The sequence below is a fragment of the Janthinobacterium sp. FW305-129 genome (assembly GCF_020858115.1).
In the GTDB taxonomy this organism is placed as follows: Bacteria; Pseudomonadota; Gammaproteobacteria; order Burkholderiales; family Burkholderiaceae_D; genus Janthinobacterium.
This window is the reverse complement of record NZ_JACYMM010000001.1, coordinates 385548-410453: the sequence shown is the minus strand read 5'-3', so window position 1 is coordinate 410453 and position 24906 is coordinate 385548. Positions and strand designations below refer to the sequence as shown.

Below are 24906 nucleotides of genomic sequence, written 5' to 3'. Positions count from 1 at the left end.
TCTAGAAGTCGACCGAGGCGGAAACGACGACGGTGCGCGGCGCGCCCAGCACCAGGTAGCCGGCGCCGGAAGCGCCGCCGGCCGAGGCCCAGTAGTTCTTGTCCGTCACATTGTCGAGGCGCGCGCGCAAGGTCACTGCCCGCTCGGCGATGCTGGCCGTATAGCGGGCGCCCAGGTCCAGGCGCGTCCACGACGGCAGCTGTTGCTTGTTGGCCGCATCGAGATACTGGGCCGAGGTGTACAGGGCGCGGCCCGTCAGCGCCAGGCCGTGCACGCCCGGCACATCCCACTCCACGCCCGCATTGAGCTGCCTGCGGGGCACGCCGATGGCGTCCTTGCCATTGTTCGCCTGGTTTTGCACATTCACCTGTTCCGCATCGAGGAAGGTCAGGCCGCCCAGCAGGCGCAAGCCGCGCGCGGGGCTGCCGAAGACGGACAATTCCAGGCCACGGTTGCGCTGTTCGCCAAACACGCCGAAGGTGCCGTTGTCCACGTACGCCAGCGGCTGCTTGGTGGTGAACAGCGCGGCGCTCATGCCGATGCGGCCGCCGTCGTATTTGACGCCGACTTCCTTCTGTTTCGATTTGTACGGCGCAAAGACCTGGCCGATATTGTTCGTCACGCCGAAGCCGCCCGCCACGGCGCCTTTCTGCAAGCCTTCTATATAGTTGGCATACACGGACATTTCCTTGCTGGGGCGGTACACGAGGCCGGCCAGCGGCGTGGTGGTGCTTTCGCTGTAGCCGGGAGCCGTCTGCTTGCCCGTGTCGTAGTCGTAGCTGTCGTCCTTGATGGTCTGGCGGCGCAAGCCCACGGTCAGCAGCACGCTGTCGTTGGCAAAGCCCATGGTGTCGGCCACGGCAAAGCTGGACAGGATGCTGCGCGACGTCACCAGCGGATTGTCCAGCTTGCCGCCAACGTACAGGGTGGCGGCCGGCGGCACGGCATTGAACGGCGCATCGATGCTGGCGTTGAAGTTGCCGCTCATGCCGTAGGCGTTGCGCGATTGCGACCGGAAGCTCGATGCCGTGGCGCTCAGGCTGTGGCTGACGCTGCCCGTGACGGCCTTGCCGCGCACGCCGATCTCGCCCGTGCGCACCGTGTCGCGGCGCTCATTGTCGAAACGGTAAGCCGTGCCGCCGCCATCCGCGCTGGCGACCGTGGGCACGGCCAGCACGTTCGATTCATTGCCGCTGCGCGCGCCCAGCGCGGCCCAGGCCACGACATCGCTGGCGATATCGTATTCGCCGCGCAGGGTGCCGAAGGTGTCGCGTTCGTTCGAATGCGTCCAGTCCTGGGCGAAATTGCGGCTGGCGTCCGGCGCGGCCGGGATCGCCAGGCCGGGGGCCACGTTCACGCTGGGACGCGGCGCCGTCAGCTTGTGGTCCTGGTAGCCGGCGTCGGCCGACAAACGGAAGCCGCGACCACGGTAGTCGGCGCCGATGGAAAAGACGCTCAGTTCGCGCTTTTCACGGTCAACGGCCGTATCGCCGTCGCGGCGGGCCGCATTGATGCGGATGCCCGTATTGTTGTCGGGGCCGAAGCGGCGCGCGATATCGGTGGCCACATATGCCTGGCCGCCGCTTTCCACGCCCACCGTTACCTGCGTCAGCGGCGCATTCGGCGCCCGCTTGGGCAGCAGGTTGATGGCGCCGCCAATGCCGCCGCCGCCCGGCGCCGCGCCATTGATGAAGGTATTCGCGCCACGGAACACTTCCACGCGCTCAAGCAGCTCGGAGGCGACGAACTGGCGCGGCAGCAGGCCGTACAGGCCGTTGTACGCGAGGTCGTCCGAATTCACGGGGAAGCCGCGGATCATGTACATTTCCTGGAAATTGCCGAAACCGCGCGTGACGCGCACGCCCGGATCGTTTTGCAGCACGTCGCCCACGCCTTGCGCCTGCTGGTCCTGGATCAGCGCCTGCGTGTAGTTGAGGCTATTGAACGGCGTGGCCATCATGTCCACGTTGCCCAGCAAGCCCAAACGTCCGCCGCGCGCCACCTGGCCGCCCGCGTAGGCTTTCGACAAGCCTTCCGCCGAGGCGTCGGCCGAGGCATTCACGACCACGGTCGGCATGGTTGGCGCGTCGCCGGCCGATGCCGTGGTGATGGTTTGGGCGTGGGCGGCGGCGCTGGCGAGCAGGAAGGCGGCCAGGGCGAACGGGGTAGGGACGAGGCGGAAGGTGCGCATGGTATTGTTTGGATATTAATGAGAATGATTATCATTATATTCCAGTGAGGCGCCGTGCGTGGGAAAGTGTGAGAAAGCGGCAAGAAAAGTCGACATTCCTGCCACACCGGGCGCCTAAAAGTACCGGAATCTGGCGGGAAAAGGCGCGCCAGACGATATCTTGTGGATTTATTAATGCCTACGGTCAAGTTTCGCTAAAATAGGCCGTCGCGCCCGGCGCCCACAGGAAACCGCATGCCATTGCTTCGCCATCTACCGTCCGCCTCCCTGCGCCTGCGCATACGGGGCGGCTTGAGCCTGAAGGGCGCGGCCGTCGCGCTGATCCTGGCCATGCACGTGCTGGGCCTGTATTTCCTGCTGCTGCCGGCGCGGCAATTGAAGCAATACACGGAAGTGGCCTTCATGACCCTGCTGCCACCCCGGCCAACGCCGCAGGCGCCGCCGATGGCCTTGCCGCTGCCCATGCCGGCTCATGTGCCGCGCGCGCGCAGCAGTGCACCGCCCGCCACGCCTCCCGCCATCCTCGCACCACCGGCCGTGGCTGCGGAAAGCATCACCGTGCCCGCCGAAGACTTGCCCGCCGCGCCAGCCAGCGCCGACTTGCGCACGCGCGCCCGGCTGGCCGCGGGCGCCGCCGACAAGGCCCTGCGCGGCGAACTGAAACAAGACAAACCCTGGCTGGCCGCTGCCGACCTGAAAAGCGAAAGCAGCTTCCAGAAACTGGTCGCCTCCGCCTGGCGCGGCGGCCCCGTCATCCGCGTGGAAGACTACCTGACGGCCGACGGCCGGCCCGCCACGCGCGTCGTCAGCGCCAGCGGCGCCACCTGCTATGGAATGGCCGACAATCCTGGCTCCGGCGCCGACCCGTTCAAGACGGGTGGCAAGGTCAAGCGCGTGCCTTGCCCGGGCTAAAGTTTCCAAGCGGTACACGGTTTTCACGGCAATTACGGGCGCTCAGCCCCGGCTGGTTCCCAACTATGCTAAGTTGCGTCTGCAAATCTTGTCGACACGACCCAGGACGCCCATGCCACCCGAACTCCTCATCCTTGCTCCCAGCCCTTCGGCTGCCGTCAACGCGCAGCTGGAGCAGCAATACACGTGCCACCACGCCTGGCAAGTGCCGGCGGACGAGCGCCATGCCTGGCTGGCCGAACGGGCACCCGGCATCCGCGCCGTCGTCACCACGGGCGCGCTGGGCTTGAACGCCTTTGATATGGCCTTGCTGCCGAAGCTGGAAATCGTCGCCGTCAACGGCGTGGGCCTCGACGGCGTGGCGCTTGACCAGGCCCGCGAGCGCGGCATCGCCGTCACCACCACGCCGAACGTCTTAACCGATGACGTGGCCGACCTGGCGCTGGCCTTGCTGCTGGCCAGCGCGCGGCACGTCGTGGCGCTCGACCGTTTCGTGCGCGACGGCGGCTGGGAACGGCGCGAAGCCATCGCCCCAGCGTCCAGCCTGCGCGACAAGACGGCCGGCATCTTCGGCTTCGGCCAGATCGGGCAAGCCATCGCGCTGCGCCTGGCCGCCTTTGGCGTCAACGTCCGCTACTTCCAGCCGCGCGCCATTCCCGGCGCCAGCGCGCCACGCGCCGCATCGCTGCTGGCCCTGGCGCAGGAAAGCGATGTCCTGATCGTTTGCGCGCCGGGCACGCCGGCCACGCGCAAGAGCATCGACCGCACGGTGCTCGACGCGCTCGGTCCGCAAGGCACCCTGATCAACATCGCCCGGGGCGCCCTGATCGACGAAGACGCCCTGATCGCCGCCTTGCGGGAGGGCCGCCTGGGCGCGGCCGGCCTCGACGTGTTTGCCGACGAGCCGCGCGTGCCAAACGCCCTGCGCGCCTTGCCCAACGTGGTGCTCACGCCCCACGTGGGCAGCCTGACCGTGGAAACGCGCCATGCGATGGGGCAACTGGTGGTCGATAACCTGGCCGCCCACTTCGCCGGCTTGCCGCTGCGCACGCCCGTGCCCTGACGCTGCCGCCGCGTCAGGGCCGCACCACCCAGCGCACGTCGTCGAGCGACAGCAGCAGTTGCTCGGGCGCGCCGTCCGTAAAGAAATTCAGACGGAAATCCATGGCCGCGCCGCCACCCGTGGTCGGCTGCTGCGTGTCATACCATTGCTGCACCTGGGCCACCAGCGCCATGGGCGCTGCGGGCGGCTGGGCCGCATCGATGGGCGCGAGCACGGCCGGCAGCAGGCTGACCGGCAGCGAGGTGCGGGGAAAGCCCGCCACGGCCGGCATCACGCTGTAGGAATAGCTGCCATCCATGGCGATGCGTACGCTGCCCGAGGCGCCCGTGAAGAGGGCGTTGAAGAAGCCCCTCATGTAGGCCGCCACGTCGCTGCCGCCCACCGGTGCGACTTGCCGCAAATCATAGCCTTGCCAGCTCAGGCGCGGCAGGATGGGGTCGCTGAACTTGACGACCGGCGTCTGGTACAGGAAGGCGGGCATGGTCGACACCTGGGTCTGGCTGGGCGGGCACAGGTAGCGGTTGCGCTGCACGTACAGCGAGGCCTGGGCATTCTGGTACACCATCACGTTCAGCCCCGGCATGCGCACTTCGCGGCCGGTATTGGCCAGCGCGGCGGCAAACGACAGGTCGGGCGCGCCGGCGGCGATGGCCGCGTAGCGGTAGGCCAGCAGCGCATCGGGCGGCGTGGGCGTGGCCGGCGTGGCCCGGTACTGCTGCGCATCGATGCCGAGCACGGGCACGGGCACGCTGACGGCGCCGTTGCTCAGGGTGCCGGCCTGCGGGTCGTAGGTGGCGGGCGCGCCGCCGACGGTGACATTGAGCAGCGCATACCAGGCGTCGCCGCCATGGTCTTCCAGGCGCGCGTCGAATTCCACGGCCACGCTGGCCTCGCCTTGCGCCGCCGCCAGCCGCGCCGCGCCGAAATGCTCGCCATAGCTGGCCGCCACCTGGGTCACCAGCTGCTGGAAGGCGGTGGTGGCCAGTGTTGCCTTGGCGATACTATCGGCCGTGTCCTGCTTGCCGTCGAGGGGCGCGAGGAATGCGTCGAGGTCGGCCGAGATGAGCGGATAGTTGCTGACGAAGGCGGCCAGCGCCGTGAACAGGTCGGGACCGGCCGCCGCGGACAGCCTGGCCGCCTGCGGCGGCACGTTGAGCACGATGCTGACGTGCACGGCATCCTGCGCCGCCTGGCGATAGGTATAGCTGAAGCCGTAATCCCACTGGGCCAGCTGGGCCGGCTGCAAGCCGTCGGCGGCCAGGCGCAGGCGGCCGGCCTGCGGCGCGGCGGACGCGGTGGCCGTCTGCCGGTTGACCGTGGGCGGCACGGGCAGGGCGCGGTTCAGCACGGGGATATATTGCGTGCCATTGCCCAGCGGCACCTCGAACGGACCGGTGATGAACAGCAGCCACTGGCTTTGCGCGTAGTTTTCGATGCCGGGCACGAATTGCTGGTCGAATTCCATGTGCGTGATCTGATAGCGCAAGTCCAGCGGCACATAGGCCTGGCCTTCGACATTCTTCGAGATGAAGTTGAATGACAGCCGGCTCTGCTCCGGCACTGCCGCGCCCAGCAAAGGCAGCCGGGTCGGGAACAAGGTGTAGTTCTGGTTGTCGCCGCCGTCGGCTGCGCCCGCGCCGGCGGGCTGGCCGTACAGCGCGGGCGGCCCGGCCGCGTAGATGCCGTCCGCGCCCGTGACCTGGTCCACGCCGTACACCACCACGGCGCCGGCGGCAAAGGCCGGACCCAGGGTGGTCAGCAGCTGCTGCCGCATGGTGGCGGCCGCGCTGGCGCGCGTCGCTTCGTCCGCGGCGCTGCTGCTGAGCACGGGGCTGACCGTGGCGCTGATGGCGTCGGCCAGCGTCTGTTTCGCCTTGAGTACGAGGCCCAGCTGGCCGCTCTGCAGCGGATCGGCGATGCCGTTGAGGCGATCGAGGATGTAGGCGGGCGGCGCATAGGTTGCCGAGAGGAACTTGTCGACGGCGTCGAGACAGCTTTGCAGCCACAGGTTCAGGTCGACGCTGTTGAACGTCAGCGCATGCGGCGCATTGGTCGGATAGGCGTCGATGCTGACCGTGCGGCTTTCCAGCGAGTTGGCGACGGGCAGCGGCGCGTAGTAGCTGGCTTGCTGGCCCAGGCGGAAATGGATGCCCTGGCCCGGCGTGTCGCTGAAACGCACGGCGAACAATTGCTGCGTCTGCTGGCCGGCGCTGCCCACGCGCGTCAGTCCCGCGCCCGCGCGCATCGACCATTGCGGCGTCTTCAGGCATGCTTCGAGCGCCTTGGCAAACGTGGTGTAGCTGGACGCGCCGCCATCCGTGTCGGCCTGCGGCAGCACGGCGCTGACCACGCTGGCGCCGTCCGGCAGGGCCGCCAGCACGGGATCGAGCAGGATGGCCTGGCGCGTCAGCACCAGTGCCACGTCGAGCGCGATGCGGTTGGCGCCGGCCAGTTGCGCCAGCGGCACCGGCACCGACAGCGTGGCGGCGGGCGCCTTGGCGCTGCCGCCGCCGGCCAGGGTCTGCAGGTAAATGGCGCAGGCGGCGGCGAAGTCGCGCACCTGCCGCGCTTGGGCCTCGCCCAGCGGTTGCAGCGGCGTGGCCAGCAGGGAGTTGCTGAGCGAGATGCTCACCGCATTGCCGCTCAGTCCGGGCACGCCCAGGCCCGTATAGTCCTGGTGCAGCTGGAAGTACAGGCGCTGGTAGGTGGGCAAGTCTTGCATCGCATCGGCGGGCGTGGCGTAGGCCAGGCCATCCATGCGCAAGGTCAGCAGCAGCGCGGGCGCGCCGCCCGCATCCATGCCATACAGGTAGCTGGCCTGGACTTTCGGCCAGGCGGACAGGCCCAGCAGGCGATCCGTGTAGCGCAGCGGGGCGGGGGCCTGGTCCAGCGCGCCCGTGTAGCCGGCCGGCGGCGCCTCGAACGGCGTGACGGTGGTGTTGCCGAACAGGTCTTGCCAGCGCAGGGCCAGCGACGCATGGCCGCCCACGCCCAGGTAGGGATTGTCGGCGGCGGGCGGCAGGCCGGCCGGCGGATTGGCCGGCGCCGCATTGAGCGTGGCGAACGGCCGTCCCTGGCTGTCGTTGCCCAGGTAGCCCAGCGCCTGGCGGTAGTCGTAATCGGCCAGGGCCGCGGCCGCATAGCGCCGGCGGTGCGCTTCGCCAGCGTCGCCGCCGTCGGCGTCGCTGTCGTTCGCATGGTCCTGCGGTCCGAAGGGCAGGCTGTAGGGACTGGGCCGGAAATACGGGTTGGCGCCCAGGCCGGCCGACAGCGTGTTGTAGAGCGCGGACAGGGTCGCTTGCGCATATTGCTGCCGTTGCTGCGGCGTGGGATCGGGCGGCAGCACGGGCACGCCGTCGTTGCTGCGCTCGAGCTGAAACGACAGGTTGCCCGGCGCCAAGGTCGCTTGCGCATCGAGGGCCAGGCTGTCGACGTCGAGCACGGCGCCATCGGCGTACAGGCCTTCGGTGGCGGCCGCGCCCAGGGCCAGGGCATCCACCGACAGGCCATAGTAGGCGGCCAGGGCGGCGAAGGTATTGCCGGGACCGTCAGAGGCGGCGGGCACGCGATAGACGAGCGGCGGGATGCGCATGGTCGCGCCCAGCGCCACCGTCACGCCGGGATTGTAGGCGGCGATCTGCGCCGCGCTCAGCGGGGTGGCGCCGGCCGAGTAATACGCGGCCAGCCGCTCGAGCGCTTGCGCGGGCGCGGCCATGTCTTGCTGGTTCAGCTGGTGCAGGATGCCGGCAACGGGCACGCTGGCGCCGGCGCGCAGCGGCAGCGCGGCGTTTTGCTGCGCCAGTTGCCCCACGCCCATGCCGTACGTGGCGGCCAGGGCGGCCAGGGTGCTCGTGGCGGCGCGCGCCAGAGGCTGGGTCCTGGCCGGCTTGCTCAGCGATTCGAACACCAGCACGTCCTGCTGCGGATCGATCGCCTGCGTCGTCAGCAGGGCGTTGACGAAGTTCGGCACGGTGCCGGCGGCGCTGGCCTGGCGCGCCAGCGGCACCACCAGGGTCAGCGTGGCCGTGCCCGTGGCGTCGAAGACGGATGGCGGCAGGCCGGCGCCCGACACCATGTCCTCGAAATACAGATAGTAGCCGCCGCCGCGCACCACCGATTGCTCCCACAGCAGCTTGATGAATTGCGATGGGCTGTTGGCTATGCCGCGCGGCAAGGCCGTCCCCGCCGCGTCCAGCAGCATGCGGCTGGCTGGCGGATGGCTTTCCGTGGACAGATTGGTTTGCGTCAGGAAGCACAGGTAGTCGGCATCGGCCTGGCCCGTCAGCGCCACCTGGTCGCTGCCGCCTTCGCTATACAGCAGGAACAGGCCGGCCACCAGGGTTTCGCCCACCGCGGCCATGCCGCTCAGCAAGTATTGCAGGCGCTGGGCATCGGCGGCCGACGGTCCGACAAGCTCGTACACGTGGGCCAGGGTGGCGGCGCTGGCCAGCGCGGTGCCGCTGGCGTCGTTGGTGGCCACGGTGGCGGCCGGCATGCGCGTGATCTGGAAGTCCACGCGCGTGGCGTAGGCATAGCCGCTCACGTCCTGGAATACCGTGCTGCTGCTGTTGGGCGGCGTGTTGCCGATGCGGGGACGATAGGCGGGCATCAGGGTCAGCATGTCCGCGTATTGCGCCTCGGTGTACAGCGCCTGCAGCGTGTCCTGGCGCTGGGCGATGCTGGCCAGCATGGCGTCGGGCAATTGCCACAGATACGGCGCCGGCGTGGCCTGGCTGGCGGCGGCGCGCGCCGCCATAGCGTCGCCCGACGTCACGGCCGTCAGGCGCGCCAGGTCGGCGGTGATCCAGGCGGCGTAGCCAGCCGCAGGGAATTGCCGCGGCTGCAAGGAAGCCAGCGGCAGGATCTGCAGCGCTGGCGATGGCGCGAAGCTGCCCGCCTGCGCATACGCCAGCACGCCCGACAGCAAGCCATAGGCGGCGTCCAGGTCGATGGGCAGGCTGGTGCCGGGCGCGCCGGCGAAGGTGATGAAATCGAGGGCGACGCCATGCGACATGGCATTGCGCCCCAGGCCGATGCGGTAGCCGCCGGCGGCGCTGGCGGGCGTGGGGAATTGCTGGCCCGTCAGCTGGTACAGCGCGTAGTCGGTCTGCGTCTTGCTATACAGGAAGGATGGCGACAGGCTCAGGCCCGGCGCCACGGGCAGGCGCAAGCCATAGGTGACGAAGCGCGCGACCTGGCCGGCGGCCTGGGCCACGGCGCCGCTGGCCTGCACGCCGCTCCACAGCTGCTCCAGCGGCAAAGCGTCGAGGCGGGCGATGGCCAGCCGGCCCGGGGCCGCGGCGAACAGATTGGCGACGCCGGCATTGTCGCGCCCCAGCGTGGCGACCGTGGCGGCAAAGCGGCTGGCGATGCCGGCCAGGGTATCGCCGGCGGCCGAGGCATAGGCCAGCGGCGGCACGGCGAGGATGGCCGTCGGCAGCAGCAGGTCGGCGCGCGCATACAGCGACGCCTGCTGCGCCAGGGCGGCCAGCGGCACGCCCAGCGCGGCGGCGATGGCGCCGAAGCTGTCGCCGGGCGCGGTGACGTGGCTGACGGCGCCGGCGCCGAAGTCGAAGACCAGCGTGACGCCCGTGCGCAGCGCGCGCGGCGCCGCATTCGCGCCGATCAGCTGGGCCGCGGTGGTTTGCCAGCGCCCGCCGGCGCCGGCCGGATCCGTGTAGCGGGCGGCGATGGCCGCCAGCGTATCGCCGGCCTGGATCACGGCGGACAAGCCGCCGACCTGCAGCGGCAGCGCGCCGTTCAGCGGGTACGCGGCATTCGGCAGCGACACGTCGTCCGCGTCGATGGCGTTGCCGGCCCCGTTGAAGGCGGCGACGATGCCGGCGATGCTGTCGCCCGGCTGCAGCGCATAGCTGTAATTGTCGAAGGCATCGATGGCCGATTGCAGCAGCGCGCGGCCGATCAGGCTGAAGACGTCGACGAAGATGAAGGCCGCCATCGATTCGGGCTCAGCGTCGTCCTGCGCCAGCAGCGCGGGCTTGGCGGGCGCCTTGCCCACCCTGGCGGCCACCTGGCGCAGCACGCCGGCCACCGTGCTGCGGTACTGCTCCGTCGCCGTCGCGTAGGTTTCGAGGTCGATCGCCTGCGTGCCGGCGCCGCCTTGCGGGTCGGGGACGTCAAGCCGCAGGCCGTCGAACAGGGGGAATAGCGTGGCGCCGTCCATATTGGCGCCCGGCGCGCTGATGTTCACGATGAAGCTGTCGGCGAGGAAGTGCAGCAGGTCGCCCATGCCGAATGGCTGCATGGCGGGGTCGGCCAGCACCTGAATGCCCGCCACCAGCTGCGCCAGCGTGACGCTGGCAGCCGCGGCGGCAGCCAGGTCCAGCGCCGCGCCGTCGGCCAGCGCCGCCGGCTGCAAGGCGTCGAGCAGCCACGGGAAATACGCCTTGCACAGCAGGTCGAACGAGGTCGTGCCCGTTCCCGCGCCGCCGGCGGCCGGGTCCGGCGCATCCATGGCGAACAGGCAGACGAACGCGCCTTGCTGCGCGCTGCTGGCGGTGGCGCCCTGTGGCGCCAGCACCGTGAATTGCGGCGCAGTCACCAGTTGCAGCACCGGCTTGGCACCGGTGCGCAGCACGCGGCGCGGCTGGCGGCGCGGCCCGGCGCGCAGCATGGCGGCCTGCAATTCCATCGGCAAGGTGCGCGCGCGGCCGCGCGCCAGGCTATCCAGGCGCAGCGCGCCGCCGCCGTCCCACGGCGCGCGGCTGTCGCTGCCGATGCGGAATTGCGCGCTGACGGTGGCGGAAAAGCCCACGGAAATGGTGAAGCTGAAGATGCCCAGGTCGATCTTGACGCGCAGGCTGATGCGCACCGAAGCCGTCACGGACAGGGGGATGGCGCGGTAGGATTCGTAGCCGATCTGCACCGACACGGTGATATTGACGAGCAGCGAAGCGCTGATGATCTTCAAATCCACTTCGCCGTACAGCATGCCGATCACGCCGAACGTGCCCGTCAGCTTGAAGTAGCTGCTTTCCTGGACGCTGCCGGATGCGCCGGCATTGGCCAGCGCGACGGCGTTGCTGCGGTCGTACGGATGGTAGGTGGCGATCACGCCTTCGATGATGCCGAACACGGTCAGCGCGAAGCCCGCTTTCAGCGGCCCCTTGACGAAGTTGTAGCCCAGGCCCAGCTGCAGGCCCAGGCCGAAGACGATGACGGGATTGAAATACCCAAGCTCGGTTTTCGGCACCTGCGTCGCCGTCGCGCTCGACAACTTGCCGAAATACACGCCGCCCGAGCCCATCACCGGCACGCCGTAGACGATGGCGCTGAAGCTGAACGAGCGCGTAAAGTCCATATTATAGGGAAAACCGATGTCGATCAGGAAATCGCCATTCGTGTAGATCTTGATGCCGATCATCGGCAGCACCACGCTGACGGCGCCGAAGTTCAGGTTGCGTATGCTGTCGGGGAAGGTGAAGTCGATCTGGAACAGGCCCACGTCGTCGCTGATCTTCTTGTACAGGATATCGACCACCAGGCCGGCCAGGCCGCCCATCTTGGGGCTGCCCAGGGTCAGGCGCAAGCCGTACAGGTTGGGATCGTTGAAGACGATCTGCACGTCGACGGCCCACACGCCGGCGGTCTGCAGCACGCCGAAATGCGCGGCGATCAGCCAGTTGCTGTCCGGCTGGTAATACGGCTGGCCCGGCACGCCGCTGCCCGGGTTGACGGGATTGTTCTTGCCCGTGGTGGGCGGCACGCCGGCCAGCGCGTCGATGACGGCCTTGGTCGAGCTGAAGTCGGTCGCGCCGTTGATGGCCACGCGCTGGCCCAGCATCAGCAGGAAGACCTTGAAATAGCTGGAACCGGCGCCCGGCACGCTGGGCATCTCTTCCACGTCCTGGCCCTTGGCCGGGTCCAGCAAGTCGCCCATGCTGCCTTTGAGCAATGGCGGTACGCTGGCGTCCAGCGCCAGGGTCACCTTGCCGTCCGTATTGCGCTTGAAGACGATGCTGCGGATGACGATGAACCCGAGGTTGAGCGGTGAACTGAGCGTGTAGGTGGCGCTGAGGCGGTTCTTTTCGCCGCTTTTCAGCGACACGTTGATGGACAGGCCGTCCAGCGTGACCTGGTTCAGCAAGTCCCACGGCGATGGCAGCACGAAATACGGATCGCCCAGCGTGCGCACGAGCGCCTGGATCAGGCTGCCCAGCGACCAGCCCGCCAGGGTGAAGCTGAGCATCTCGTTGCCGCTGGTATAGGTTGCCGTGAAGCCTTCCCAGCTCACGTACAGCGTGTGGTTCGGCCCCTTGTCCGTCGGCTGGAACGCATAGCCGAAGCCCAGTTTCAGATTGATGGCGGTATAGATCCAGACGGCATCGGCCTTGCCCGAGAATTGCTGCGCGGCCGGCTTGGCGCCGTCATACTGCACCGACAGCGTGGCTTTCTGCAAGCCGATCTCTTGCTGGCCAAGCAGGAACAGCCAGGTAAAGGTGGTGTCGACCGTGTAGCTGGTGGCCAGGTCCGTGCTGGGCTTGCCGCTGGGAATGACCGCTTCGATGGCGAACGCGGAAATCTTCAGGTTGCCCGGCAAGAAGACGGGGAAATCATAGATGCCGCCGGCGGCAAAGAATTGCTTGATCATCTCGCCCACGTCGAGTTCTTGCGCGAGCGAGGCGGAGAGTGTCCAGCGGGGCGGCGTTTCCTGGCTGCTGTAGGCCACGCTGACGGCCGCCTGCAGGCTGGCGCCCACGCCCAGCAAGCCGGAAATGGAACCGGCCCAGGCCGTGCCGGCGCCCGCCTTGCCGGCCTCGACCAGGGCCAGCGCGCCTTCCTGCTTGTCCGCGGCCACCGTGGCGCTGATGCCCGACAGGCTGATCTGGCCTTCCGAAATGCTCAGGATGGGCGCGCCGCCCACCGTCAGGAAGGACAGGCTGATGGCGTAGTCGCTGGAAAACGCGAAGGACTGGGCCGCGCCGTCTATGCTCAGCACGATATTCGACACCTCGGCCTGGATGCTGTCGGGCAGGCTGACGAGGCCGTTCGAGACGACGGACAGGAAGTCCGACAGCGTGGCCTTGCCGGGAAAGCTGGCCTGGAACAGCTGCGCCGAGTTGAACTGCACCTCGAATTCGCCGCCCGGCGTGCCGTCCAGATTGCGAAATACCGTGGGCAACAGGGTGAAGGTGGTGCCGAACAGGTATTCATAGCGCGACTTTCCGCTGGCCTTGCTCGCCAGCGGCTGGTACGCCGTCCAGTCGAGGAAGAACGAGGTGACGGTAAAGCTCAGCTCCGGCGTGGGCGCCGGGATGGGTTGCCAGCTCAGATCGCGCACGCTGCGCAGCTGCAGCGTGACCTGGTCCACCGTGGGCGCCGCCTTGGGCGGGATGCTGCCGCTGATGGTCATGCCGCCGAGGCCGAACGACGTCAGGAACTCCTGCAGCACGGCCGGGGTGGCGCGGAAATAGCTGGCGCCCCCGCCGATCAGGCTGATGGCGGCGCCGGGACTGAGGGGCGGCCCGTCGCTACCCGCTTCCAGGCTGACCGTGTAGTTGCCGTCGCCGTCGGCGTTCGATGGCTGCAGCAGCAGCGACAGCGTGTAGTCGGCGGCGCCCGCGCCTTCCACGCTGAGCGTGGCCGTCAGGGCCAGCGTGGCGGCCTGGTCGCCGTCGGCCGCTTCCTCGTCGGCCGGTTCGCCTTCGCCGCGCAGCAGCAGCTGCATGCCGCCGTCGAGCAGCAGGGCGTCGGGCGGCGGCGCATCGACGGGCGGCGGGATCGTCACGGTCAGGCTGGGCGCGGCCACGCGCAGGTAGCCGGCGAACGTACAGTCGAGCTCGCTGAGCGTGGCCGACAGCACGCCGCTGGGCATCAGGCCGCCCAGTTCGAACGTCTTGCCGTCGTACAACGCCATGTCCAGGTAGCCGCCGATCTGCAGCTTGCCCGGCGGCGCCGCCAGGTCGGAAAACAGTTCCAGAAACGGCGTCACGAAGGCGGGCAGGGCCACACTGGCGCTGAGGTTCTGCTTGGCGCCGCCCGTGACGGACAGCGCGCCGTCGCCGCCCCATGGATAGACGCCGTCGGCGCTGGAAAACACCAGCAGCGCGCCCGACAGCGGCAACTCGCTGAACGGCCAGCCGCCCATGAAGGGAAAGCTGCTGTCCCAGTTCCAGCCGGCGGGACTGGCGGCCACCTGCACCACCAGCACGGCCGCGTCATCCCCGTCGCCATCGTCGCCCGGCGTGCGCGCGGCGGCAGGCTGCGTGGAAAACACCAGCGTGGCCGGGGTGTGCAGCAGGCCGCCGATGAAGGGCAGGCTCGCCTTGCTGACCGTAAACACGCCGTCGCTGACGGCGCCCACGTCGGCTGCCGCGCAGCTGATCAGGAACTGCGCCGCGTCGATCTGGAAGGCCTGGCCGATGATGGCGTCGAATTTTTCGGGCGGCGCGACGTCCGGGTCGGCCAGGCCCGCTGCCAGGAAGGCGGCATCGAGGGCGAACGGGCCGCTGCTGGCGGCGTTGACGATGGCTTGCTGCAGGTTTTCCAGCGCGGTATCGGTGGTGGCCATACGAACTTGCTCCTTGAATCAGTCATGATGTCCGGGGCGGACGCTCGCACCCGCCCGGACGCTCTGTCTACAGCACGGCAAACAGCGCCAGGTGGTCGCTGGTGCTGCGCAGGTAGCCGTAATTGGCCCAGCCGTTCAGCGTGCGCGCCTCGCCCACGGCATACACGGCCGCCGGCGACTGCGGCCAGGCTATGCCGGCAGGCAAGTTCGTAAATTGCGCGGGCAGGGGGCGCGTGCCGGTGGGCACGCCAGGGGGCATGGCGCCCGCCAGCGCGAACGGCGTGCCCGAGACGGGATTCATCACCGTGAACTGGTAGTTATTCGCCGGCACCAGCGGATTGACGAGCATATTGTCGATCGAGAAAAAGTTGCTCACCATATCGCTGCCGATGTAGTTATAGCCCGGATACGGCGACGCCAGCAGCGGGCCGCCGGCCGTATTGTCGGACCACAGGAAGCGCGATTGCTGCGTCAGCTGCTGCCTGGTGCGCTTGGGGCGGATATGCGTGGCCAGGTAGCCCTGGTAGGCGTCCAGCGTCAGGTTGGCGGCCGCCGGCATGACGGGCGGCGGGTCCAGCAGCGGTATGTAGTTGATCGCGCGCAACTGGTCGTAGGCCGTGGTCCGTCCGCCCGCCGCGGGCGGCTGCGCGTAGATGGCGTTCAGGTTGAAGTCGCCGCAGATCAGCTTGATTTCATTGTGCGGCGCGCCGGCAGGCGCCGCCGCCACGTCGAGCACGCCGCGCAGCAGGATATTGATGAAATTGGTGGCGCCGCCGTGGTTGGGCGGCGCATGCACGGCAAACAGGGTCAGGTTGCGCGAGATCGCGTTGGCCTGGTTGGTTTCCACGAAACTGACCATGAAGGGCTGGCGCAACCCGTTGAAATTGACCAGGCCGCCAGCGATGGGCGGCGTGGCTGGCGCCAGCGCGGGCGCGAAGGCGATGCGCGCCGCCGCCATGCCCTCGGCCAGGCCGCCGTTGTACTGCGCGCCGGCCGGGATGGTGCGCGCCGGCTGGCCCGGCGGGTTGAGCAAATCCTGGATGTTGGACGCGCCGGCGCCCCCGGCCGGGTAGGCGGCGGGCACGGCGCCGGCCGCCACGGCCGACACGCCGCCGCCCGTCCACACGTTCGGCCCCGTGAAATAGCGCCGCACTTCCGTGGGCGTGCCAACCGTGCCCGATATGCCGCGGTACAGCACGGCGACCGATTCCGTGCGCCCGCCCGTGCCCACTTTCAGCGGCGGCACCATGCGCCAGGCAGCGCGGTTGGGGTCGGCGACATCGTTGCGCAGCTGTTGCAGCAGGAAGATCGCGCCCTGCAGGCCGCCCGTGTCGGGCGCCAGGTCGCCGGCGCCGGCCGCGCTGGCCGACACCTCGATCAGGACGAAGATATCGGGCTGCGTGGCGCGCAGGATGGTCAGGATGTGGTTGCAGCGCTGCTGCGCGGCCACGGCCGGCAGGTTGCCGCCGCAGCGGCCGCCTTCGCCATAGCGGGGCCGCTTGCGGCTGGGATTGTTGACCTTGTTGATGCCGAAGTTCTCGATATTCCAGTACACGACGTTGGTCATGCTGCGCTCCCCAATGAGATGGCGGGCAATGCCAGCGCGGACAGTTCCGGCTCCTGCCGGGCGGCCGCATCGGCGATGTACGCGGCATACCAGCCCAGGCTGCCCGTATTCTTCGGGTCGCCAAACAGGAAGAACTGGATGTTCGCGTCGGGCGGCAGCTTGGCAATGCCGAGAAACTTGATGGCGATGTTGTCGAGCCGCAGACAGTAATAATAGGAGTCGCCGCCGGGCACTTTTTGCCGCATCAGCCCGATATTGTCGATGGCCAGCTTGAAGATGCCTTGCAGGCTGATCAGCCTGGCGCCCGGCGCCGCGCCGGGCAGCGACAGGCCGACGAAGACGGCTTGCTCGTCGTCGCCGGCCGTGCTGGCGGGCGACCAGGCCAGCAGCAGGGTCGAATGGAAGCCGGCGGCCGAGACGAGCGCGCCCGGCCCGCCCATGGTGACGTCGTACACGATGCCGTGCCAGGGGCCGTCGAGCGTGCCCAGGTTCAGCGCCGTGCTGACGGGCAGGAAGCCGAAATCGGCCGGCTTTTGCCCGTCGGCGGCGGCGATAAAGCCCGACAGTTCCAGGCCGAAGCCCCTGAACAGGCTGTCCGGCCTGGCCTGGCTGGCGTCGAGGTCGTAGGCCAGGCTGGCCGTCACCTCGTCGAAGCGCACGGCCGACGGCGTCGTCTGCGGATAGCGCATGTCGATCACCAGGTTGGAAAAGGCCAGGCCTGCGCCGTCCGGCGGCAGATCCGGCGACAGCGCGCCGAACGACAGCAGGTCCAGCGCGGCGCCCGTGCGGTCGTCCAGGCTGGCGAAATCCAGCGTGCCCCACACGGAAAAACGGTTCAGCACGGTCGCGCCCGCGTCGGTGGTGCCCAGGCAGTTGAACTGGATGCGCTGGAACGCCACGTGGCGCAGCAGGTTGCTGTCGAGACTGAATATCGACGGCGTGGCTTGCTCGAAGATGTAGATGCCGGTGCCATTCTGGTCGATATAGCTGCCGTCGAGGACCACGCCGTTGTTCGGCATCGCATTGCCGCCGAAGGTGGTGGCCGTCACGCGCGAGCCGAGCAGGCCGTTGACGGCCAGCTGCACGTAGCTCTTGAAGGTCTTGATGGCGGCATTGTCGAACAGCACCTGCAATTGCAGCACGCGGAACGCATAGTTGTCGGTGTCGGGCAGGGCGATCGGCGTATCGGGCGGCAAGCCGTTGCGCTGGCCGGCGGCGAAGGCCGGGTCCTGGTAGTCGACCAGGCCGAAGGTGCTGGAATTGCCGTCGAGGGTGATGCTGCCGTCGCCATGCACCGTCACGCGGCTGGCCGTGAAGCCGAAATGGTGGGCGACGAAGCGCGTCAGGTCGAGGCCTGCCGCGATGCCCTGCAGGCCAGCCGGCAGGCTGGACGGATCCAGGTCCGCCTGCAGCACCAGCACGCCCGTCCAGGCGGGATCGCTGACCAGTTCCAGGAAATGCTGGTACGGCGATTCGGGCTTGTCCGCCGCCAGCACCTCGGCCGCTTCGATGAGGTCCTGCAGCCACTGCGACAACCCCGTGTAGGCGATGCCCTGGACGCCGGGACCGGCGCCGGCGGCCAGCGAAAAATCGGGCGCGCCCGACCAGGCGTTCGGATTGGCGACGCGGTCCCTGACACTGCCGCTGCAATACTTGAGCAGCATCACGTTGCGGTAGGACGTGGGCGTCACGCCGACCCCCACCTGGGCTTGCATGGTCCAGCCCGCGATGCCGACGGTATTGTCGAAGCGCGCGCCGCCGTCCGACAGGTGGGCCGCGTTGACGGCCACGAGGAACAGCTGGTTGGTCTGCAAGGCATCCTGCAAGGTGGCGTCCGGGAAGCGGAAGCCGAACGGCAAGACCTGGCCGCCGGCGCCCAGGGTCTGGCCCAGGGTCACTGACAGGAAGGCGTCCTGGTCCTGCGCCTGGCTGGACACGGTGGCGACGGCGCCCTGCGGCGTGGTGCGGTAGTGCGGCGCTTCCGCCACCGCCTCGCCGGCGGCCAGCCCGCGCACGCGGCGGCTGGCGGCCGCGCGCGCCTGCCAGGTGGCGCTGGCGCCGCCGGAAATGACGGCCTTGCGCGTGGCGGCCACGATGCTGCTTTCAAAGCTCGACAGCAGGGCGGCGTCGATATCCAGCGGGCCGCCGCTGACGGCGCCGCCGTACGGCAGCAGGGGAAAGGCGTGCGCGGCGCCCTGCGGCACGGGCAGCGCGGGCGGGGTCGAGGCGAGCACGGTATCGGCGGCCACGGCGCGCAGCAAGGCGGCCGCCCGGGCGGCCGGCGGCAGGCCGTACATGGGACTGCCCGCCGGCTCCGCATGGTATTGCGGCATGGCCGCGCCGCCCTTGAGCACGCTGGCCCAGCAACTGAGGTAATCGGCCGTCAGCGGCGTGGCCACGTTGCCGGAATCGGGCAAGTCCAGGGTCGCGGCCTGGAACGGGAAGACGGGCGCGAAGGCGGGCGAAGCGGGCACGAACAGCAGGCTGTCATTCTCCGGCGCGGCGCCGTCGTAGGTGGTCATGCTCAGCTGTTCCGAGCCGAAGATGCCGCATAACAAGTTTATCTGCGTCCCCGCCGCCTGGCCGCTGGCGCTCAGGCCGAAGCGCCCGGCCGGCGTCACCAGGGCCTTGCTGGTCGCGGGCGCAGACGGTGAGCGCGCGGCGCAGCCAAAGGCGAGGGCGCCCGACTGCAGGCCGATCACGGGCGGCTGCCCGCTGGCGGCGCCCAGCGGCAGCAAGGCCGTCGCATGGCCCAGCGCCGTGCGGTAGGTGGACGGCAAGGCGGGCCGGCCGGCCGGCAGCAAGCCGCAGCGCAATACGCCTTCCAGCCTGGCCTGGGCGGACAGCTTCTGATTGTAGGGGTCGAGCGGGTCGACCGTGCCGACCCAGGCCAGGCTGGCGGGCAGCGCGGCGGGCGCGCTCAGCGCCGGGTAGAACAGCTGCTGCAGCTGGCCGCTGGCCGTGTCGCGCGCGCTCAGGGGGAAGCCGACGGCCAGGCCGCTTGGGCCGAAGGTGACGGCAGGGTTGACTGTGGCCGTAAACGTCAGGCAGCCCGCATTCGCGCCCGCCAAAGGCACGAAAGTGCGGATCGTATTGCCGCTGCCCGTGACGCGTATGCCGATGTCGCTGGCGTTGCGCTGGAAGGCCAGGGCCGGCGGCGTCGCCAGCGGCGCGGACAGCCGCAGGCTGCCGTTGGCGGCGTCGATGGACAGGCCGACGCCGGACAGCACGTTGAACAGCAGGTCCTGTCCCAGCCGGAAATTGACGTTGGTGCTGGTGGCAAAGCCCTTGGTCAGCGGGTTATAGCTGTAGCTGCAGCCGTAGTTCTTGAAGGGATCGGCCGGCGCCGCATCGGCGTCGCGCAGCCACAGCAGCGCGTTCAGGTTCAGTCCCGGTGCCGACGACTGCTGGTCGATATACGCGGCGAGGGCGGTGATGAAGGGGCCGGGCGCCGCGTCCAGCGCCGCCGGACGGGCGCTGGCAAACACGTAGCTGCCCATGCGCTGCGGCGACAGGCTGTCGGCATAGCTGATGCTTTCCGGGGGCGTGGCCGGCGGCGCGACGGGCGGCAGCAAATAGCCGGCCCAGGCATGACCCGCCCGCGGCGGCGCTTCATACAGGCTGACCTTGCTGGCGGAATCGGTGGCGACGAAGCTGAAACCCATGACAACCTCCACTCAAGACGCGACTCGGGCTGCGATGCGGCGGCATGGCGCGCCGCGCGGCATCGCAATCGTTTACAACGGGTGGGCCCGGAAAGGGCGTCGGATGGCCAGGCTGGCTGGGTGCGGTGGCGGGCGGCCATCCAGGGCGCCCGCCCGCAGGCGGACGCGGAACTGCCGCTTACTGCGAGTTGGAGGTAAAGGTGGCCAGCACGAAGCCCGTGTAGGTGTACACGGTGCCGCTGTCGACGATGTCGCCGGAGAGCAGCACGTTATACAGCCCCGTGCTTTGCGGCGAGTAGGTGACCGTCAGGCCGGCTTTCCACGTGACGACGCCATTGCCCGTGTCGCTGGCCAGCTTGGCCGTGGTGAAACCGGTGCTGACGCTGGGATTCCAGTACGTGGTGCGGCCCTGGAACTGGAAGGCGATGCCGGTCTGGTTGTTACTGTCGCTGCTGGCGATGGACAGCGCGAGGCTGTTCGGCGTGGTGTTGGTGGTGACGCTTTGGCCGGCGGCCAGCGTATGGTTGGTGACTTCGACGCGAGGTAAGTTAGACATGACATTCTCCATGAGGTGATATCGGCCTGCACTTGCGGTGGGCGCCCCGTGGCCGACGGGTTCGGGGCAGTTGGGTAAGTCGGTGGAAAACGGTATGGCAACGGCTTTGCGACCATGCCATAAAAATATGGCCAGACAATACGCAATTTCAAATAAAGAAAAGACATTTGATATTCATCAATCCGCAATGGATGAATATATTTCTTATTTACTTATTCAAAAAAATAGTTTCCGGCTATTCGGATATAAGCATGCCGGTTGATGCGCATCACGAGTAGCGATTCTATGCTTATTTTTTTGCGCGATTCTCTCAAATTGTCGCAAAGGCAAGAATCATGCGGCATCCGGTCGCGGCGGCAGGCAAGCCGGGGCTAAGCCGGCAGGGAATGGAATTGAATATAAACGGTTTATTGATTTAAATAGAGGGCATGCGGGGATTTACTGCGCATTTGTCGACCGTTTATGGCGCGGTTGGCGCGAGCAGGGCCGGACAGCGCTCAAAAACGGCCACCACCTTGCCAGTCAGCGTGTACTGCGTGCCGTCATCGAGGATGGGGCCGTCGATGAGGATTTGATATTGCTGCGGACCGAGCGCCTGGAAACGCAGGGTCAGACCTTTCTGGAACGTCACGATGGTATCGCCGCGGTCGGCGTCCAGCTGCAGCAGGATGGTCGCCGTCGACAATAAAACCGTCCAGTACGCGGTGCCGTTGGCGCGCAGCGCCACCAGGGTGTTGTCATTGATATCGTTGCTGGCCGTGGCGACGGCGTCGCTGTTGACCGTCAGCGCCATGGTTTGCGGCGCCCGGCATGCGGGGGCCGGTTCGGCCAGCTGGCGCGCCAGCGCCGGGGCGTCGCCACCGAGCGATAGCAGCAGCACGGCAGCCAGCCAGGGGCCGCGCCAATTCAGCTGATACATGGTGGAGGTGGTGTCCCGCGCATGCGGCCCATCGTAGCGAAATTCTGGCGGAAGAGCAAACGCATGGCGGCCGCGGCGCGTCGCCACTGCCGCCATCCCCATCTGCTATCATCGTGCCGTTTTGGCCGCGCCGCGGGCGCCGGCCCGGTATTTATGCAAGGAAAAAAATGAATAATCGCATTTCCCTGCTGCGCCAGCGCGGCGCGCAGGACAGCGGCAAGGTGGGCATGATCGAGCTGTTCTTCGACCTCGTGTTCGTGTTTGCGGTAACGCAACTGTCGCATGGCTTGCTGGCGCACCTGAGCGCCATGGGCTGGTTGCAGACGGGCCTGCTGCTGATGGCCGTCTGGTGGGTGTGGATCTTCACCTCGTGGATCACCAACTGGCTCGACCCCGAGCGCATTCCCGTACGCATCAGCCTGTTTGCGCTGATGCTGGGCGGCCTCATCATGTCGGCCTCGATTCCCGAAGCGTTCGGCACGCGGGGCCTCGGTTTCGCCGGCGCCTATGTCGCCATGCAGGTGGGCCGGCCCCTGTTCGCCTGGTGGGCCGTGCGCCATGAAGAACTGTCGCGCCGCCGCAATTTCCAGCGCATCAGCCTGTGGGCCGTGTTGTCCGGCATTTTCTGGATCGCCGGCGGCATCGCCACGCCCGAACAGCGCATCTTCTGGTGGGGCGCGGCCCTGGCAATCGACCTGGCCGGCCCCTGGATGCGCTTCGGCGTGCCGGGCCTGGGCAGCTCGTCGACGGCCGACTGGGATGTCGATGGCAGCCACATGGCCGAACGCTGCGGCCTGTTCGTCATCATCGCCCTCGGCGAATCCTTGCTGGTAACGGGCGCGACCTTCGCGGGCCTGGAATGGACGGCCGCCAACTGGCTAGGTTTCCTGGCGGCACTGGCCGGCAGCATCGCCATGTGGTGGATCTATTTCGACACGGGCGCCGAGGCGGGCCACCACCGCATCGCCCACTCGAAGGACCCGGGCCGTATCGCGCGCAAGGCCTACACGTATATCCACGTGCTGATCGTGGGCGGCGTGATCGTTTCCGCCGTGGCCGATGAACTGGCGCTCGTGCATCCGGACGAAGCGAGCTTCGCCGGCATCAGCGCCTTGCTGGGCGGCCCGATCCTGTATCTGCTGGGCAATGCACTGTTCAAATGGGTCAGCAGCGAGCGCGCCGCGCCGCCGCTGTCGCATCTGCTGGGCATCCTGATCATCCTGGCGCTGATCCCGATGGCGTATGGACGGCTGTATTCACCGTTGATCCTCGCCTGCATCACCAGCTGCGTGCTGGTCCTGGTGGCCGTGTGGGAACATATGGCGCTGCGCCGTCCGCCGCCGGAGATTGATCCTTGACGTTTGCCTGACCTTAGCCGGGCGGTGTAATGCCGTCCGGATCGCTGCGCGCATCGAGCTGCAGCTGCAAAAACGCCAGGTCCAGCCAGGCGCCGAACTTGGTGCCCACCTGGCGCATCAATCCCACTTCCTCGAAACCCAGCTGCTTGTGCAGGGCGATCGAGCCGGCATTGCCCGCCTCGATGCCCGCCACCATCACGTGCTTGCCCAGGCCGCGCGCCCGCGCAATCAATTCCCCCATCAAGGCCTTGCCCACGCCGGCGCCGCGGCGGTCGGCGCGCACATACACGGAATGCTCGACCGTATGGCGGAAACCCTCGAACGGGCGCCAGTCGCCGAACGAGGCGTAGCCAGAGACCGTTCCTTCCGCATCGATGGCGACGAGCACCGGATAGCCGGCCCGCTCGCGGTCGGCCAGCCAGGCGGCGCGGTTGGCCGCATCGACCGTCCGTTCATTCCAGATGGCCAGGGTGTTGCTGACGGCATCGTTGTAGATGGCCGTGATGGCCTCGATATCGCCCGCGTGGGCATCGCGTACGTGCATGTTGATCTCCTTGCTAGGCGTCTACTATAATGGACAAATCATAGATTGCCGTCCATTTCTTGTCCAATAAAATCAAATAAATGTCTACTAAACCAGACGAATTAAACCAGCGCATCGGCGCCAGGGTGCGCACCGAGCGGGAAAGCCTGGGCTGGTCGCTGACGCAGCTGGCGGCCCGTTCGGGCGTGTCGCGCGCGATGGTGCACAAGGTGGAGCGCGGCGATTGCAGCCCCACGGCCACCTTGCTGGCGCGGCTGTCGGGCGCCTTTGGCCTGAGCATGTCCGAACTGATCGCCCGCGCCGAGATGCGCGAGGGACGCTTGCTGCGCCAGGCAGAGCAGCCCGTGTGGGTGGACCCGCAGAGCGGCTATGTGCGGCGCCACGTGTCGCCGGCGTCCGGCATGCCGCTCGACCTCGTGCATATTACCTTGCCGCCCGGCGCCGTGGTGGCCATGCCGGCCGCCGCCTATGTGGCGCGGCGCCAGCTGATCTGGACGCTGACCGGCAGCCTCGTCTTCCTCGAAGGGGACGCCCGCCACGTGCTGGACGAGGGCGACTGTCTGGAACTGGGGCCGCCGGCCGACTGCGTGTTCCGCAATGAAACGACTACGGCCTGCACCTACGCCGTGGCGGTATTGAAAAGCGCCTGACCCTAAGCCAGTGCCGCCGCGCGCAGCTGGGCGATGAAGGCGCGCGCGGCGGGCGCCTGTTCGTGGCGGCGGAAGGCCACAGCGATTTCCGAGCTGATCTGCGGCGCAGCCAGTTCGCGGAACACCACGCCAGGCAATTGCACGCTGGCCATCACGGAATGGGGCACGATGGCGCAGCCCACGCCCAGCGACACTTCCGTCAGCACGGCCACCAGGCTGCCCGGGCGCGACACCACCTGCGCCGCAAAGCCGCCGCGCCGGCTCACCTCCAATGTGCCCAGTTCCTGTTCCGGCACGATGAAGGCCTGCTGCGCCAGCGCGGCCGGCGCCGCTATTTCCGCCACTTCCAGCCGGGCGAGCGGGCTATCGGCCTGCACGGCCAGCACGAAGCGGTCGCGCAGCAAGACCACGCTGTCCAGTCCGTCCGGCAAGTGCAGGGGCGGGCGCACGAAGGCCAGGTCGACTCTGCCCTGGTCCAGCAAGCCGGGCAGGGCATCCATCGCGTATTCGCGCGCGCCGATGCGGATGCCGGGGTGGCTGGCGCGAAACTGCGCAAACTGTCCCTGCAGCACGCCGGCATAGGCGGCCGAAGCCACGTAGCCGATTTCCAGCCGTCCCAGTTCGCCCCGTCCCGCCCGGCGCGCCACGTCCTGCGCCTGCGCCAGCTGCTCCAGCGCGCGCGCCGCTTCCAGCACGAACAGTTCTCCGGCCGCCGTCAGGGACACGGCGCGCTTGCTGCGCTGGAACAGGCGCGTGCCCAGCAGTTGCTCCGTTTCCTGCACCTGCTTGGTCAGCGCGGGCGGCGAAATGCCGAGTTCCGCCGCCGCCCGCGCGAAGTGCAGGCTGTGCGCCACGGCCAGCACGCAGCGGAAATGCCGCAATTCCATGTCTTTGTCTGTATTCACCATAGGTAAATTATAAGGCGCTTGTCTTATAACAGGAAATAACAG

At 68.2% G+C, this 24906-nt stretch carries 13 protein-coding genes; 5 read left to right on the top strand and 8 right to left on the bottom strand.

Annotated elements, in window-relative coordinates; all coding sequences use genetic code 11:
* Position 1: 1 nt before the first annotated feature.
* On the bottom strand, positions 2 to 2191 hold the full coding sequence (locus IGS61_RS01790; RefSeq protein WP_230538016.1) for a TonB-dependent receptor: 2190 nt from the start codon (positions 2189 to 2191) through the stop codon (positions 2 to 4).
* 234 nt (positions 2192 to 2425) lie between these two features.
* Between IGS61_RS01790 and IGS61_RS01785 the strand changes: the two genes are divergently transcribed.
* A complete protein-coding gene (locus tag IGS61_RS01785; protein ID WP_230538015.1) occupies positions 2426 to 3103 on the top strand; it encodes a hypothetical protein in 678 nt (225 codons plus the stop codon).
* Between the two features lie 112 nt (positions 3104 to 3215).
* The gene (locus tag IGS61_RS01780) at positions 3216 to 4166 is read left to right on the top strand and encodes a 2-hydroxyacid dehydrogenase (RefSeq protein WP_230538014.1); all 951 of its coding nucleotides are present in this window, start codon (positions 3216 to 3218) and stop codon (positions 4164 to 4166) included.
* Positions 4167 to 4179: 13 nt separating this feature from the next.
* Here the strand turns inward: IGS61_RS01780 and IGS61_RS01775 are convergent, their stop codons facing one another.
* The 4 genes from IGS61_RS01775 to IGS61_RS01760 form a co-directional block, all read right to left on the bottom strand.
* Positions 4180 to 14697, bottom strand: coding sequence for a LysM peptidoglycan-binding domain-containing protein (locus IGS61_RS01775; RefSeq protein ID WP_230538013.1), 10518 nt, complete (start codon positions 14695 to 14697; stop codon positions 4180 to 4182).
* 67 nt (positions 14698 to 14764) lie between these two features.
* The gene (locus tag IGS61_RS01770; RefSeq protein WP_230538012.1) at positions 14765 to 16264 is read right to left on the bottom strand and encodes a hypothetical protein; all 1500 of its coding nucleotides are present in this window, start codon (positions 16262 to 16264) and stop codon (positions 14765 to 14767) included.
* Entirely contained in the window at positions 16261 to 19929 is a 3669-nt protein-coding gene (locus IGS61_RS01765) for a hypothetical protein (RefSeq protein WP_230538011.1), read from the bottom strand. The genes IGS61_RS01770 and IGS61_RS01765 overlap by 4 nt, the downstream gene beginning before the upstream one ends.
* A gap of 178 nt (positions 19930 to 20107) precedes the next feature.
* Positions 20108 to 20485, bottom strand: a complete 378-nt coding sequence (locus IGS61_RS01760; RefSeq protein ID WP_230538010.1) for a hypothetical protein — start codon at positions 20483 to 20485, stop codon at positions 20108 to 20110.
* Positions 20486 to 20579: 94 nt separating this feature from the next.
* On the opposite strand from IGS61_RS01760, the gene IGS61_RS01755 reads away from it, so the two are divergent.
* Positions 20580 to 20747 carry a hypothetical protein gene (locus IGS61_RS01755; RefSeq protein ID WP_230538009.1) on the top strand — a complete coding sequence of 56 codons (168 nt, stop codon included), beginning with the start codon at positions 20580 to 20582 and terminating at the stop codon, positions 20745 to 20747.
* A gap of 198 nt (positions 20748 to 20945) precedes the next feature.
* Here the strand turns inward: IGS61_RS01755 and IGS61_RS01750 are convergent, their stop codons facing one another.
* Positions 20946 to 21404, bottom strand: coding sequence for a hypothetical protein (locus IGS61_RS01750; protein ID WP_230538008.1), 459 nt, complete (start codon positions 21402 to 21404; stop codon positions 20946 to 20948).
* 167 nt (positions 21405 to 21571) lie between these two features.
* On the opposite strand from IGS61_RS01750, the gene IGS61_RS01745 reads away from it, so the two are divergent.
* On the top strand, positions 21572 to 22762 hold the full coding sequence (locus tag IGS61_RS01745; protein ID WP_230538007.1) for a low temperature requirement protein A: 1191 nt from the start codon (positions 21572 to 21574) through the stop codon (positions 22760 to 22762).
* 13 nt (positions 22763 to 22775) lie between these two features.
* On the opposite strand, the gene IGS61_RS01740 is transcribed toward IGS61_RS01745, so the two are convergent.
* The gene (locus IGS61_RS01740) at positions 22776 to 23306 is read right to left on the bottom strand and encodes a GNAT family N-acetyltransferase (protein WP_230538006.1); all 531 of its coding nucleotides are present in this window, start codon (positions 23304 to 23306) and stop codon (positions 22776 to 22778) included.
* Between the two features lie 80 nt (positions 23307 to 23386).
* Between IGS61_RS01740 and IGS61_RS01735 the strand changes: the two genes are divergently transcribed.
* Entirely contained in the window at positions 23387 to 23956 is a 570-nt protein-coding gene (locus IGS61_RS01735) for a helix-turn-helix domain-containing protein (protein WP_230538003.1), read from the top strand.
* Between the two features lie 2 nt (positions 23957 to 23958).
* On the opposite strand, the gene IGS61_RS01730 is transcribed toward IGS61_RS01735, so the two are convergent.
* The gene (locus tag IGS61_RS01730) at positions 23959 to 24864 is read right to left on the bottom strand and encodes a LysR family transcriptional regulator (RefSeq protein ID WP_230538001.1); all 906 of its coding nucleotides are present in this window, start codon (positions 24862 to 24864) and stop codon (positions 23959 to 23961) included.
* Between the last annotated feature and the right edge of the window lie 42 nt (positions 24865 to 24906).